Source organism: Acinetobacter bereziniae LMG 1003 = CIP 70.12, assembly GCF_000368925.1.
Classification (GTDB): domain Bacteria; phylum Pseudomonadota; class Gammaproteobacteria; order Pseudomonadales; family Moraxellaceae; genus Acinetobacter; species Acinetobacter bereziniae.
The window spans coordinates 476,824-490,554 of the sequence record NZ_KB849755.1 but is presented as its reverse complement, the minus strand read 5'-3'; the positions used below and the strand labels follow the sequence as shown (position 1 = coordinate 490,554).

24 protein-coding genes are annotated in these 13,731 nt (G+C 37.0%); 9 read left to right on the top strand and 15 right to left on the bottom strand.

Annotated features, from left to right (window positions below):
• Positions 1–167: 167 nt before the first annotated feature.
• The 15 genes from F938_RS04190 to F938_RS04115 all read right to left on the bottom strand — a co-directional run bounded on the left by F938_RS04190 (position 168) and on the right by F938_RS04115 (position 9,187).
• Positions 168–716, bottom strand: a complete 549-nt coding sequence (locus F938_RS04190) for a gamma carbonic anhydrase family protein (protein WP_004831226.1) — start codon at positions 714–716, stop codon at positions 168–170.
• A gap of 134 nt (positions 717–850) precedes the next feature.
• A complete protein-coding gene (dacC, locus tag F938_RS04185) occupies positions 851–1,999 on the bottom strand; it encodes a D-alanyl-D-alanine carboxypeptidase PBP5/6 (protein WP_005029677.1) in 1,149 nt (382 codons plus the stop codon).
• 140 nt (positions 2,000–2,139) lie between these two features.
• Complete coding sequence (locus tag F938_RS04180) at positions 2,140–2,535, bottom strand: MCR_0457 family protein (protein ID WP_005029674.1); 396 nt, start codon at positions 2,533–2,535, stop codon at positions 2,140–2,142.
• A gap of 174 nt (positions 2,536–2,709) precedes the next feature.
• The gene (locus F938_RS04175; RefSeq protein WP_005029672.1) at positions 2,710–3,075 is read right to left on the bottom strand and encodes an MCR_0457 family protein; all 366 of its coding nucleotides are present in this window, start codon (positions 3,073–3,075) and stop codon (positions 2,710–2,712) included.
• Positions 3,076–3,625: 550 nt separating this feature from the next.
• Positions 3,626–3,826 carry a helix-turn-helix transcriptional regulator gene (locus tag F938_RS04170; RefSeq protein WP_005029670.1) on the bottom strand — a complete coding sequence of 67 codons (201 nt, stop codon included), beginning with the start codon at positions 3,824–3,826 and terminating at the stop codon, positions 3,626–3,628.
• Positions 3,826–4,080, bottom strand: a complete 255-nt coding sequence (locus F938_RS04165; protein ID WP_005029668.1) for a hypothetical protein — start codon at positions 4,078–4,080, stop codon at positions 3,826–3,828. The genes F938_RS04170 and F938_RS04165 overlap by 1 nt, the downstream gene beginning before the upstream one ends.
• Positions 4,077–4,340 carry a hypothetical protein gene (locus F938_RS04160; protein WP_005029667.1) on the bottom strand — a complete coding sequence of 88 codons (264 nt, stop codon included), beginning with the start codon at positions 4,338–4,340 and terminating at the stop codon, positions 4,077–4,079. Before F938_RS04160 ends, F938_RS04165 begins: the two co-directional genes overlap by 4 nt.
• Complete coding sequence (locus F938_RS24655; RefSeq protein ID WP_005029666.1) at positions 4,330–4,845, bottom strand: hypothetical protein; 516 nt, start codon at positions 4,843–4,845, stop codon at positions 4,330–4,332. The genes F938_RS04160 and F938_RS24655 overlap by 11 nt, the downstream gene beginning before the upstream one ends.
• A 72-nt stretch (positions 4,846–4,917) precedes the next feature.
• The gene (locus F938_RS04150; protein ID WP_005029664.1) at positions 4,918–5,187 is read right to left on the bottom strand and encodes a hypothetical protein; all 270 of its coding nucleotides are present in this window, start codon (positions 5,185–5,187) and stop codon (positions 4,918–4,920) included.
• Positions 5,187–5,456, bottom strand: a complete 270-nt coding sequence (locus F938_RS04145; RefSeq protein ID WP_005029662.1) for a hypothetical protein — start codon at positions 5,454–5,456, stop codon at positions 5,187–5,189. The genes F938_RS04150 and F938_RS04145 overlap by 1 nt, the downstream gene beginning before the upstream one ends.
• Before the next feature lie 257 nt (positions 5,457–5,713).
• Positions 5,714–6,478 (bottom strand): hypothetical protein, encoded by a 765-nt coding sequence (locus F938_RS04135; RefSeq protein ID WP_005029660.1) that lies wholly within the window; start codon positions 6,476–6,478, stop codon positions 5,714–5,716.
• A gap of 1 nt (position 6,479) precedes the next feature.
• A complete protein-coding gene (locus F938_RS04130) occupies positions 6,480–7,409 on the bottom strand; it encodes a recombinase RecT (protein WP_005029658.1) in 930 nt (309 codons plus the stop codon).
• A gap of 161 nt (positions 7,410–7,570) precedes the next feature.
• On the bottom strand, positions 7,571–7,951 hold the full coding sequence (locus F938_RS04125) for a hypothetical protein (protein ID WP_010591362.1): 381 nt from the start codon (positions 7,949–7,951) through the stop codon (positions 7,571–7,573).
• 199 nt (positions 7,952–8,150) lie between these two features.
• A complete protein-coding gene (locus tag F938_RS04120) occupies positions 8,151–8,498 on the bottom strand; it encodes a hypothetical protein (RefSeq protein ID WP_005029654.1) in 348 nt (115 codons plus the stop codon).
• The gene (locus tag F938_RS04115) at positions 8,498–9,187 is read right to left on the bottom strand and encodes a LexA family protein (RefSeq protein WP_005029652.1); all 690 of its coding nucleotides are present in this window, start codon (positions 9,185–9,187) and stop codon (positions 8,498–8,500) included. Before F938_RS04115 ends, F938_RS04120 begins: the two co-directional genes overlap by 1 nt.
• A gap of 114 nt (positions 9,188–9,301) precedes the next feature.
• On the opposite strand from F938_RS04115, the gene F938_RS04110 reads away from it, so the two are divergent.
• The 9 genes from F938_RS04110 to F938_RS04070 are packed head-to-tail and all read left to right on the top strand — an operon-like array spanning position 9,302 to position 13,574.
• Positions 9,302–9,550: a helix-turn-helix domain-containing protein gene (locus F938_RS04110; protein ID WP_005029651.1), complete on the top strand. Its 249-nt coding sequence runs from the start codon at positions 9,302–9,304 to the stop codon at positions 9,548–9,550.
• A gap of 11 nt (positions 9,551–9,561) precedes the next feature.
• Complete coding sequence (locus F938_RS04105; RefSeq protein WP_005029649.1) at positions 9,562–9,891, top strand: hypothetical protein; 330 nt, start codon at positions 9,562–9,564, stop codon at positions 9,889–9,891.
• A gap of 40 nt (positions 9,892–9,931) precedes the next feature.
• Complete coding sequence (locus tag F938_RS04100; protein WP_005029647.1) at positions 9,932–10,813, top strand: hypothetical protein; 882 nt, start codon at positions 9,932–9,934, stop codon at positions 10,811–10,813.
• Complete coding sequence (locus tag F938_RS04095) at positions 10,806–11,630, top strand: hypothetical protein (protein ID WP_005029645.1); 825 nt, start codon at positions 10,806–10,808, stop codon at positions 11,628–11,630. Before F938_RS04100 ends, F938_RS04095 begins: the two co-directional genes overlap by 8 nt.
• A gap of 55 nt (positions 11,631–11,685) precedes the next feature.
• Positions 11,686–12,183: a RusA family crossover junction endodeoxyribonuclease gene (locus tag F938_RS04090; protein ID WP_005029642.1), complete on the top strand. Its 498-nt coding sequence runs from the start codon at positions 11,686–11,688 to the stop codon at positions 12,181–12,183.
• 10 nt (positions 12,184–12,193) lie between these two features.
• On the top strand, positions 12,194–12,622 hold the full coding sequence (locus F938_RS04085; RefSeq protein ID WP_005029640.1) for a hypothetical protein: 429 nt from the start codon (positions 12,194–12,196) through the stop codon (positions 12,620–12,622).
• Positions 12,612–12,917, top strand: coding sequence for a hypothetical protein (locus F938_RS04080; protein WP_005029638.1), 306 nt, complete (start codon positions 12,612–12,614; stop codon positions 12,915–12,917). Before F938_RS04085 ends, F938_RS04080 begins: the two co-directional genes overlap by 11 nt.
• A complete protein-coding gene (locus tag F938_RS04075; RefSeq protein ID WP_005029636.1) occupies positions 12,914–13,276 on the top strand; it encodes a hypothetical protein in 363 nt (120 codons plus the stop codon). Before F938_RS04080 ends, F938_RS04075 begins: the two co-directional genes overlap by 4 nt.
• Positions 13,269–13,574 (top strand): hypothetical protein, encoded by a 306-nt coding sequence (locus F938_RS04070; RefSeq protein WP_005029634.1) that lies wholly within the window; start codon positions 13,269–13,271, stop codon positions 13,572–13,574. The genes F938_RS04075 and F938_RS04070 overlap by 8 nt, the downstream gene beginning before the upstream one ends.
• Positions 13,575–13,731: the final 157 nt, after the last annotated feature.

Sequence of the window (13,731 nt, the reverse complement as noted above, 5' to 3'; positions counted from 1 at the left end):
TCAACTTAACATTGCTGTGATCATTGTGATAACCCATCTAGCTGTGAATATTATTTTCATTTTGAGATCTTTTAAATAGACGCCTAGAGCAATCATACTCACTCAATTAAATTTCAAATTTTGCTTTATTAAAAATATAAATCTTTTAATAAAGCATGGGGCTTGGTTTAGTTTTGATTCAATTCATCAATATAATTGTTCGCTACTTTCACATAATGCCTTGCAGAATAAGGTAAAAATTCTTTTTCTTTGTCTGTTAATGGGCGCACTTTTTGTACAGGACTGCCTACATATAAATAGCCGCTTTCTAAGCGTTTACGTGGTGGAACCAATGAGCCTGCACCAATCATTACGTCATCTTCGATGATCACATCATCCAGCACAATACTGTTGATTCCAACGAGAACTCGATTGCCTATTTGGCAGCCATGTAAGGTTACATGATGTCCAATAGTGACATCTTCACCAATGATCAATGGTGAACCATTAGGTTTTGCATCATTTTTATGGCTGACGTGTAGCATGCAATGGTCTTGCACATTGGAATTTCGACCAATTTTAATGTGATTAACATCACCACGAATTACAGCAAAAGGCCATACCGAAACATTTTCAGCTAAACTGACTTCACCGATTATCACAGATAAATCATCAATGTAGCAGGTCGAGTCAATTTTAGGATGATGTTGTAAATACGTACGGATATTCTTTTTCATGTTGGCGTCCTTATCAAAGCTTAAAACTTAAAAACCGTCATCACAGTATAAAATAAAAAGGCATCCTAATCTTCGATCAGGATGCCTGTGCTTTAGTCTAATCAGTAAAGTTGAATTAGACTTTCACAAATAAATTAAAATAAGTTGCTAAAGAACATTTTGATGTGATCAATCAATCGAGAGAAGAAACCTGCTTCTTCCACTGCTTTTAATGCCACTAAAGGCTTATCTGCAATAACTTTACCATCTAAAGTCGCTGTTAGTTTTCCGACAACCTGACCTTGTTTTAAAGGTGCATTTAAGTTCGGTTGGACAGTGATTTGAGTTTTGATCGCATTCGCCTGACCTTTTGGCATAGTCACATTGAAGTTTTCAGCTAAACCAATTTGAACATCATTTTCTTTACCAAAATAAACTTTAGCTTTAGCAAGAACTTGATTTGCAGGATGAACACTCACAGTTTCAAAGTTTGAATATCCCCAAGAAAGCAGTGAGCGTGTTTGATTGGCACGCTCATTCATTGATGGTGCACCAAAAATCACAGAAATCAAACGCATTGGACCACGTTTAGAAGAAGTGGTTAAACAGAAACCAGCTTCATTGGTGTGACCTGTTTTTAAACCATCCACACTTGGGTCGGTATAAAGTAAGGCATTGCGGTTACCTTGTTTGATACCATTAAAGGTAAATTCTTTTTCAGAATAAATTGGGTAGTATTTTGAGCTGTCATGAATGATATGTTTGGCTAAAACAGCCATATCTTTTGCAGTGGAGTAATGACCGTCAGCAGGCATACCTGTTGCATTGATGAAGTGAGTATTGGTCATGCCGACACGTTTAGCTTCTTGATTCATGACATAAGCAAATGAACCTTCATTGCCAGAAATGTGTTCAGCCATCGCTTTGGAAGCATCATTACCCGATTGGATAATAATACCGCGTAACATTTCTAAAACTGTTGCAGTACCATTGAGCGGAACATACATACAAGATTCAGTGCTACTTCCTCGACACCAAGCTGACTCATTCATGCGAACTTTTTCATTTTCAGTCAGTTCACCTTTGAGGAGTTTTTGCTCAATGATGTAACTGGTCATCATTTTGGTCATCGAAGCAGGTGCTAGTTTTTCATTTTCATTCTTCGAAGCAAGAATTTGACCTGTCTCATAGTCCATTAAGACGTAAGATTTATTATTTAATTCTGGCGGAGTTGTTAAGACGGTTGCTGCATAAGAAAATGAAGGTAAAAGTAATAATGCAGCAATGGCGCTTTTTGGGGTCATTCTAGGTCGTTCCAATCGTTATATGAGCACAAACAGGCTAGCATTTTAGGACAAAGCAAAGCCGACTTCTATACAGAAAGTCGGCTTATTTCTTACTTATTGTAACTATTTCATTATTTGTCTAATAAATTGCACCACGATTATGCACCATAGCGACTAATGTCGTTACAAATCGCAGTATTTTCAGTATCTCCAGCTTTCTTGGCATCAGCTTTGGCTTCTTTCAAAGCACGTTGAAAATCCTTTTGTTTGGCTAAAGTTTTTAAAGCTTCTTTCGGGTTCTTGTCATTTGGCATGTAATCTTTCAATAAGTGATTGAAACCTTTATCAAATGCAGCATCAGTTTTAATCAAGCTCGGGCAAATATCAGAAAGTACATAAATTGCGGCAAGTTCTTCTTTAGAGACTTGTTGTTGTGTGACTTCAATATTCTGTTCATGCGAAGCTGCGTCTTTAGATGCTGCAAAAGCATGAGTCATAAATAAACCACTGGCTGAAACAAGGCTTAATGTAAGCATTTTTAAAGTCATACGCATGATGGACCTAATCAATTATTTCTCTTAACAAGAGGCATAGAGTAAACGTAAAAACAGTCAAAAATATAGATAAAATGTATTGATGTTGTAGATTTATTTGAATTTTTCGCAAAAGAGTATTTTAAAAAGATGTTAAAAAAATGCTTTTAACATCTCTTATCCTCATTTTTATTTTTAGTGCTTGAGTTCAAGTACATCATTACAGACAGCTTTGTGTTCGGCTTGGTCTACTTCTTTGGCATTTGCTTGTGCTTCTTTAAAAACCGATTGATATTCAGGATCTAGTTTAAGTTGGTCTAAAGTCGTTGTCTTAGATAAATCTTTCAATAAAGTTTGAGTTAATGTATCAATCTTACTTTGGAATGTAGCATTATTTCCAATCAGTGACGGGCAGACTTCAGCAAGTACCTGTGTAGCTGCAATATCTTCTTTGGCTAAGAGATCAGCCTCTTGAGTGGTTAAGCCTTCTGCAAATGCAGTGTGTGTGCAAAGTGTGATGAATGCAATAGAAACTGTACGAGTAAGAGAACGTGTAATCATCTTTTTAGTCACAAATTTAATTTAAAGTTGAGTGAGTAACTATATATAATTGCTGAATAAATTTGTATTAAATTACTCAACAGTCATGACATAATTTATGTGAAATTGGGTGGTAATTGATTAACGGGTATCAAGATAACCTTTAGAAGATATATGAATAAGTTGATGACCTGAATGTGCCGAGACTTGATATTTTTAAAATGACCTGATTGAGAAATTAATTGCTCTAAGTGAGCGCGTTAAATGACTTGGTCTATAATTTCAAGAAGGATTTCTTTTTAACAACAGATTTGTAGGAATGGAGACTTTAAGTCATAAGCATTGAGTGTTATACAATTCAGTGTATGTTTTAAAATAAATTGATACATTGTTAGATAAAGAAATCATGAATTCATACTGTTATTAAGAGAAGTTTTTGAGTGAATATTTTAATTGCAAATACATATTATTAATTTAAGTATTTGTTTTTTATAATTATAATTTAAATACAATGATTAATTACCCGTTATGTTACCCGTTTTTAAAAAATCAATACTTAAAATAAAGCCTGCTATGAGCAGGCTATAACTTTTTCAGGCTTATGTTCTTCAACTTTCTGCTTCACATAAGATTCATGCCAAAATACATCTTTCTTATTGATTCGCACTGGTTGTTCAATCTCACCTAATTTCACTTTATTATAAAATGCATCCTTTTTAATTGAAAGAAGTTGCATAAATTCTTTCGCTCGGACACGACGATCAATTTCCATCAACCTTCCTCCTTTTCTAAAACCACACCTTCCACAGTTCCATCACCACCACAATAAAGGCAGTGAGTGTAAACACCCATACCATCACCATCAGGACTAAAATTAGATGGATAGGGTTTATCTAAAAATTCGGTACCGCCAATTGGCTTAGTGTGAATATGAGGCGCTAATCCATAATATGGATAAACACATCCCTCAACATCTTCCTCATGCACTTTGCAAAATGGGCATGTTTTGACTTTTTGATCAGTCATGACTTTGCTCCTTTTAGGCTTGGTAACTCATCTATAAACTCCATTACAGTCTCAGCATTTCCGCCCGGGTAATTGAAGTGATCTGTTGTCAGTTCTCCTTTGCCCTCTTTTTTTGATGCTTCAAATAGGTCTTGTTTGGTACCTTCTGTGAATTCAATAAACCATTCACTTTCACATTCAGAATTACCGCGCACCCATTCAATATTTATAAAAGGGATGCCTTTCTTAATAAGAGCGGATTTAATTTTTCTAGTGCTCATGACTTTGCTCCTGTGCTTCGATCATTGCATCCCATACATTTCTTACTGAGCCTAAAGTGAAGAAACAATCATGAGCTTCATATCCACGTTCAATCATTTCTTTGGTTGCTTCTTTCGGCACCAAAACCAATTCACCATTAGCAATTTTCAACATATCAGCAGGGCTAACTATTGGTTTAATTTCATCTTTTGAGTACTCATAAAGTCGTTGAGCAGATTCAATAACGGTTTTCCACTTCACACCTTCACGGAATACTCCACCGCCTACACGAGCAGGGGCATCTAAAACTTCAGGGGTGGCTTTAGCTAACTTTGCTCTAAGTCGATCAATTTCATTCGCTGCATAATGACAAATTAGACGTACATCATCTTCATTGTAATCATCAATGTGAGAAGTAATTAAATGACTAATTTCAGTGCCTTGATGACTACCACCACTAAACACCCAAACTGCATCATCTTCTTGCTCAAAACGTAAATCTGATTTGTTTTCTTTATTTTTCATCTCATCACCTATGTGCATTTTTCTGCGCAAAATCCTAATTTTTTGATGATAATGCGCAGATTTTTGCTCGAATTATTTAAATGCTGATTCGCATAATTGAGCGACTCGCATAATTTCTTGTTCAAGATCTAAAAATGATCTTGCTTCACTGTCATGAATACCTAATTTGAAAACACCTTGAATTGCTCCAAATATCGTTGAGTAGTAATACTTTTGACCAATTTTTAAAGGGTCAATTGGATCTTCTGAATCCTGTAATTGCTCAGGAACTTTAGCTAAAATGATATTTGAGCCATTTTTAGATGTGAAAATTACCCATTCTTTGCCTATGCGAATTTCCATCAAACTTCACCTCGCATTTTCTTAAGCTCTTTAATCACGTTTGAGGTTGCATGATTTAATGCTTTCTCTGCGTCCGAAGTGCTTAAATTATTTGTATACAAACCCATTGCTAGCCACATTGAACAGAAGGTGAACTCTTTTACCGATTCACGACCTTGTTTTTCCAAGACTCCGATAACTGGTGAAATAGCCTTTTTAAATACATCTTGAGCAATCACACCCGGTGTTGTGTTGATATCAATGTCTTGAATTTTGATTTGTTTTTCCATCACAACCACCTTATTTTTGAAAAATATTAATAATTAAAATAAGCAACCCTACAGCCATGAAAAGCCCGATTCCAAAGCAATAACCCCGAGAAACCCACTCAATTACTGCTTCAAAATTTTTATTTTTGAGAATCAAATCTCTCGCAAAATTAAACGTGTAAAGAATAAAGATGCATACAAAAGCGAATTGAAGAATGTTTTTAAGGTTCTCCATCACAACCACCACGCCATTAAAGTTGAGTAAAGTTTTAAGAGGGTCATGCTGCAAACTCCTTGTACACACCAATTTCCATTGCAAAGCTATTTGCATAAACTTGAGCAGCAGAGCATTTGATTTTGATCAACTCTTCAATCTCAAGGTTTCTTTCAATGCAAATTGAAGTGATGCGCTTTTTCAAAGGGATTTGATTAACTAAAATAACCTGTTGTTCTCTTTGATCTTCTCCATAGATTAGATTCTCGGGAGTAGGGAGTAGAACAAAGTCGGTGAACCATTTAGGCTTTTTAGTAAGCATCATGTATCCACGGTTTTGCCATTCGTAGCCGTATTCACTCATTTTCTTTTCTGCTTTACGAATAGACCAAGGGTGTTGAACACCTGACCATGAACACTTAGTATCTCGTCCATGGTCAAGATTAATAATGTCTGGTGTACCAACAAGCCAATTATTCTCTATAGTTCTTTCATTTTTTTTCATATGAATGTATTCACCCATAGTGAATAAACTATTCATTTGAACCGATTTAATGGCATGATCTTCAAGCGTTAAGCCTTTCTCGGTGTACTTATTGCCCTGAAAGTCTTTAAAGCCATAAACACGCTCAATCACCCATTCCTCAATAGCAGTTTTAGCACCTTCTGAAAGTGTGTGATTCTTTAAATCTTGAATGAGTGCCTTTTCCTCATCTGTACGTTTTGTGCGTTTCATAATTTCAGCTACTTCTGAAGTAACTAAAACTGGATCTATAGATTTTGGCTCACCCATAATTCTGTGGAGGGCGTGGGGATGTACTTTTAACATGTCAAACCCCCGCCAATTCTTGATGTTGCTCAACTGAAAGCACATAACCAGCTTCACCACTCAAAACAAATGATTTATCTAAATCACCACTGGCAATTGATGATTTGATACTTTGAAACTCTTCATTTGAAAGCGATTGACTTGGCGCTTCAAGATTTGCAACAGATTCATTGTGATCAATATATTCAAAATCATTTGATTCAACATCACGAACAATTGCTTGATCTGCAAGTTGAGCAGTTTGCATATCAATTGAAAGCGGTGCTTGCTTTGACAACAGAAGCTTGGTTACTGTCTTAAGTGCCATAGCCTCAAAGTTATCTTTCCATACACCAGAACCATATTTAAAAGACTGGCTATAGCGTCCTGCATGTTTGTTTATTTCAGCCTTGCTCATATAAAGCTCAGCAGTAAACCCGTTAAGCAATTTAAAGAACGCTACATAGCCAATTGCTTCCCCTTTATTCTCAACAGTCCAGTCAAACTCATAACCGAGCAGGGGATTTGCTGAAATCAATTGACCTTCATAAACTGGTGTTGCTGCAATACGGCTAAATTGTCCAGAGCGTTGAGCTAATTGAATAAATCCTTTGTAACCCATTTGAAATTGAGCTTCATTGCTTTCTTGCCAACGACCTTGACCATCTTTAAATTTGCGCTTGTATGGAACAATGTAGGCAAAACCCAGATTGTTATTTATTGGCAAATCAAGCGTTGCAGCCATCATTGCAGCATTAATCACTGTTGCTGGTACCGCATTTTTTAACTGCGGTTGATTGGCTACTTGCATAACAGAAGCTAAGAATCCTTGAGTTTTCTTGCCTAACACCTCCTCAAATTTCTTACGAATTGTTAAATCTGAAACATAAGCCTTGATTGACTTAGGATCATGTTCAGCTATTTGATTTTCTGTTTTTACTGGTGCATTCATCTTCTTCTCCTAATTTCCAATTTTCTTGAAACAACCGCATGTGCATAGAAAGAACACACCGTCATTAATTAATGAGTTTTTCTTATTGGTCACTGATCTACCGCAACCCTGACAAATGATGTAATCGACATATAGAACCATGATGTACTCCAAGTGACCGCTTAAAGGCGGTCACGTAATTCTGATTCAAGTTGATTTGCTAAGATGCTCACATCCGATTGATCTAAATAATAATTTTCTGTTTGACCATCTTCATTGAACACTGTGATTTCTTTGATTTGATTTAATTCAGCGTCACGACCTGATTCAAATCCGTTTCCATCTTTGAAATAACGTGCATCAAATTCGATTTCTAAAGTGAATTCATGATTAGCTGTATGAACAACAGCATTGGATTCTGATATTTCGTCAATAACGAAAGGAGCTGTAACGACTTGTTGTTTTGGTTGAGTTGGATCTAAAACAAGTGCTGAGGCTAATAGGGCTATAACACCTGTGCCTACAAGCATGTTTGACTTGATCTCGTTTAGTTTTGCATTCATACTTATCTCACTCTTTGAGTAAAAGCCCCCGTCGGTCGAATGTCAGGGGCTTTTTTTGTAGGTGTGAGATTAATTTAGCAAAATACTAAATTTAGTACAATACTATTTTTAGCAAAATTCTTAATATTTCATTTAGTTTTATACTAATTTATTGAATGGCAAAACAAAAAAATCCCACACAGAGTGGGATTTAATATTTTCAAAATCTTTTTATGGCATGTTTCAACATTATATTTTTTATATGTTCCACCTCAGGTGTAAATTCAAAATCATACTTAAACTCATGATTTATAATTTTTTTCATTGTTAAAGCATTGTGATCTGTTAGCAACTGGAGATCATACAGCTTTTGGAGGGCACTTTTATTTTTATCAAATACTTTTTGATTATTAATAATGGAGCTCGAAAGCTCCTGCGTAAGAGAATTAGGGATTTTATTTAAATCAACACCATATTTCTTTAAGGTTCCCCTAAGGGCATTATTAGCCAACTTATATGGGGAAAACCAGTATGCAAAAGGAAGCCAGAGCATGTGAAAAATTCGCATTATATATCCCTGTATAAACCAACAACTTTGCCTACAAGCCTTGAGTCGTCAGTGAGTTTAATGATTTTTTCTGGCCAATCTGGATTGAGTGGCTCTAAATACTTTTGATTACCCTCAATAATAATTTTCTTAAAAGTTGCCTCGGTATCTCCAAGATACGCGACGATAACCAAGTCGCCAGTTATTAAATCAAAAGCCTGTACATCAGGGTTAACATAAATGCGATCACCTGGCTCAAATCTAGGGAGCATGGAGTTTCCTGTAACTTTTAAACCATACCCATTTTTCCCACATTTCGTGTTAGGTGGCAGGTACTCATCAACAATTGTATCCCGTAGAACAGTTTCAATTGGTGAAATACTCCCAGCTGCAACCCATGAGATAACTGGTACTAATCTGCCCTCTATTGAGTATTTTTTTGAATAGTCAACATTGATATCTTCTTTTGTAAGGTCGCTATTTTCTCGATCCATATAGCCATCCTCTAAGCCTAGTTTTTTTTCAATCTTTCTGGCTAAAGGATTGCCCAAGGAGGCTGGTTTACCATTCTGCCCAATAGTTCCATTTATGATCTGACTTAAATAAGCAGGAGCAGTACCCACCATTGCGGCAAAATCTTTTTGAGAGCCGTTCGCTTTTTGTTCGATAAGCTGAAGAAGTTTGGTTCTTCTAATGTCTGAAATATTCATAATTGCAATTTAATAGTAAAAAACTAAAAAACAGAATGTGTAAAAAGCTAAATCGTGCTTGCAATTACTTTAGTAAAATACTAAATTATTCTGTATGTGATTTAGGAGATAGCCATGGGAGCTACATTAGTTTTAAAAAACCAATCAAATTCAAAAGGTCACGTATTAAGCCTTCTTAAATACCTTAAGAAAAAATCTGAAGATGACCTTAATGAATTTGCTTCAAGTTGCGGAACTACACCAGGAAACCTTTTGCAGATTGCATATGGTGGTAGTGTTTCTGCGACACTCTCAAAAAAAATAAATGAAAAAAGTAAGGGTGTTGTTCTATTGGCAGACTTACGCCCTGACATTTTTTTGTAATAGGTGCTCCCATGTCAGAAAAACTAACTGAGAGCATCACGTTTAAATGCACGGATGTCGAAAAGATCAGATTGGAACGAATAGCGAGGTCACGAAAGTTATCGCTATCAGAGCTAATGAGAAATGCAGGCATAGACATAATCCAAGAGGTTCAGGAATTACTTAATTGTCTACAAGCTGAGTTCGATTTGACCACAGATACAAGAGATATGAGAGAAAGCTTTGATTTTGAATTAACAGCTTCCCCGAAATTGATTGATGTCACCCCAACAAAAACCACAGGCACAAAAAAAGCCCAACTGCGCGACCAGTTGAGCCTTATTGCCACACCAATGAATTGATGTGAGAAGAATATGACAAATTTAGCATATGAGGTGAGTAATGGCTAGAGCAAGGAATATAAAACCCTCGTTCTTTACCAATGATGAACTAAGCGAACTAGATCCTTTGGCTCGCCTCTTGTTTATAGGTATGTGGACAGTAGCAGATCATAAAGGGTGTTTTGAATACAAGCCAAAACGTTTAAAAGTACAGTTGCTTCCTTACGACGAATGCAATATCGAAGAGCTCACGATTAATCTAGAAAAATCTGGATTTATCGCGATCTATTCCGTTCAAGGTCAACAATACATAAAAGTGATCAATTTTGAGAAACATCAGAACCCTCACAAGAATGAAAGAGAGAAAGGTTCGGAACTTCCAGACATAGATCAAAAGGATGAAGAAAACCCAAAGTTTACTAAGGACTTAGGAAATATCGAGATTAATCACGATGAGAACGGAAGTGATCGTGCTGATTCCCTTAACCTGATTCCTGATTCCCTCTTACTGAAACCTGAAAACTTATTACCCGAATCGGAAACAAAAACGGCTTCGCCTAAATTTAATTTTAAAACTGAATTAAAAAAATTAGGTGTTAGTGATGAATTGGCAACTGAGTTCTTGCAAGTACGAAAAGCAAAGCAGGCTGTAAATACCAAGAATGCATTTGAAAGCCTGGTCACTGAGATCGGTAAAACAAAATTAACCATGGTTCAAGCGATTGAATACTGTTTGAAGCGCCAAAAGCCATGGGGGGCGTTTAAAGCTTCTTGGTATCAAAACGAGCAAATACCGCAACAACCTCATTTTCAAACAACTGCCCAACAAACAGCAAATGAGCATGATCGTTGGCGAGAAGCTGAACAACAGGTGTTTGGTGGGAGTGAAATTGACATAACACCAAAAAAGCAAGATCTGATTGAGGGCGCGCGCTATGTCTGAATTCACCTATGAACACGCAATGTCTTTGATTTCAAAGATGCGAATTAATTACGGTAAAAAGTTTGCAGACCAGTGGTCAGGTGTAACACCCCGAGAATTAGCAAACGAGATGCTTAATTCATATCAGGGACTCACTCAATCAGATTTTCAACGTGGTTTATCACGCATGAGCCATGAGAAATGGCCTCCTACGATTCCTGAATTTCGATCTTGGTGCGAACCAAAATCAGGTGATTGGCTTGATGCACACGAAGCATGGGCGATTGCTAGGAACTCGATTGAATTTGGTACAGGTCGTGAGTTGACAGTTATTTGGACTGAGCAAACTGCAAAGGCTTTTGATAAATGTGCTGATTTGGTTATAACAGGAGATAAATACCAGCTTGCTGAAGCTAAGAAAATATTCATCTCGATCTATGACCGATTAATCACGGAAGCAAAAGATCAGGGGTTGAAGCCTGTCTACATTACAAGTCTTGGGGTTGATAAGGATCAACAGATATCTGCAATTGAACAAGCTCAATTTGATGGATTCTTAACAGCACCAGAGGCTAAAGCACAACTAGAACACAACCCTAAAAAATCTAATAGCGACAAACGCTATAAAACACTTGCTCGAGAAGCACTTGAAAAACTCAAAGGTCAGCTTAAAGCAAAAAATCCTATCAATAAATTAACACCTGAATGCATTGAGCCTCAGCCATGGGAATCCGCTAAGCAAGAGCACATAGACCCTTTTGATCAATTTGAGCAGTACAAAGCAATGCTTGAACGTGATGGCAAAAAGATCCCGTTAAGTCTTAGAGGTGCTTCATGAAACATCCCGAAGATAACCAAACAGTGGATTTGGTAGAAGAATTAGAGGTGAATTCATGAGAATGACCGAAGAGCAGTATCAAAACCTATCGTTAAATCAAAAAAATGAGGGGTTACAGCGATTATTGAGCAGAAGTGATGCAAAGGTAGCGGACAAGATTAAAACGGCTAATCTAAGCGATTTTAACCGCATTTTATGCAAAGAAGAAAATGTGATTTTTAGCTGTGAAATTGCAACTGTTCCACCATCGGTTAATCACTATTGGTTATCCAGTGGCAAGAAAAGATATTTAAGCGATAGAGCAAAGGCGTTTCACCGAATTGTGAAGCACATTGTTCCATCTCACAAAACAATAGCAAGACTAAAACTTGAAGTGACTTTTCACTTTCCTGACCGCAGAACACGAGACATAGATAACTATCTGAAAGCAACTATCGATAGCTTAGTTAAGTGCGGTTTATGTGTAGACGATGAGCAGTTTGATGAACTCATTGTTAAGCGTGGAAACGTGATTAAGGGCGGTTTGATCAAGTTGAAAGTTTGCACAATCTGAGGGTTTAAGAATGGAAATGACGGTTGATTGTTTGGCAAATGTGAATTCTCCTCGCGCACGCGCGCGTTTTCTCAACACTGAAACAAAAAAGAAGGTCAAAGAGTTTCGCGTAAAGATGCGTGGATACAAACGCCCTGACTTTAACCGCATGATCTTAGACCTTTTAAAACTTGGTTGGACACACGAGAAGATTGCCTATGTTTTGCCTGTGGCTGGTGCATCGACTGTAAGTGAATGGGCGAGAGGTGGTGTGCCTAATTTTGATAATGGCGATGCATTTGTATTGCTTTGGCAGACAGAAACAGGATTACAGCGTTTTCCTCGTGAAAATGAATATGAATACAAATACAAGATTGGTCAGCTCGATATATTTGCCGATGGTGGCTTAGTAGATCAGGTGCTTGGTCAGTTGGATGAGGTTATTAAGAATGAAAAATGATGCAAGGGGAGCTGGTATGAATGCAGTTGAGTTTGTTAAAAAGTATGGGTGGGAAGAATCACAACATATATCATCATTAATAATGGAAACTGGCGAAAATGTTTATGGAGTTGAACGCGAGGATTTACATGGACTAGTCGAGTCTTATGAGTTGGTTCAATCCTATGGTGGACTAGCTATGGCAAAACGCCAGTATTCTTGTTTTGCAAATGCGAGTAAATCGGTTGGGGTTAATCAATCACCCCGTGTTTTAGCATTAGGTAAAGCCATCGCATACGTGGAGAAGTGTCAATGATCAAAATAACAGATCAAGATTGCTATCAGCACCATAAAGACACACTAGAAAATTATGAAGCAACAAAGCATCTAGCTGTTTTTAATATCACTGAAAATAGAGCTAACGATATTCAAGAGGCTTTATTGAAATACCGCAGAGAGAATAATATTTTTGAGGTGGGGGATTATGTAGTGTATAAATCAAATGCTGGGCTGGAAGGTTTATTTCAGATTGAAACATTAACAAAAACAGGAAAGCCAAAAACAGTAAAAACTAAGCGTTTTGGTAATTTTCCTTGTCGTTATTGTGAGGTACAACACGCCACACCCGAAGAAATCAAAGCAGGTCATCGTTTGGAGGCAGAACGTCATGGATAAGTTAATCATTGAGTTTAATAAAAAGTTCGATAAACAAAAACAAGAACTTATTGATGGATTTAAAGCATTAGGGGAGGAAAAAAGACTTCCTAAAGCTTTGGCAACAATTGAGGGCGAACAACCAACATATAAGAATTATTTTAAAGCGGGTTGGCAATCCCGACAGGCTGAGGTTGATGAGAAAGACAAGCGCATTGAAGAGGCTTTGGCAATTGTCGAAAGGTTTAGAGACAAGCGTTATCCGTTCAATGTGTTCTGCAATCCGATGGAAAAAGCCCTGCGAGGTGAGCATGAGTGATTCAATATTTTGGATTTGCATGACGGTTCTGGTTTTAGCTCATTTGTTCAAAGAGCCATTATCTAAATTGATTGGGGGTTAACAATGCAAATTCCTAAAGGGTGGCAAGACTAAAATCACCCAACAAACCTAAACACATAAAGCCCAACACTAGCCC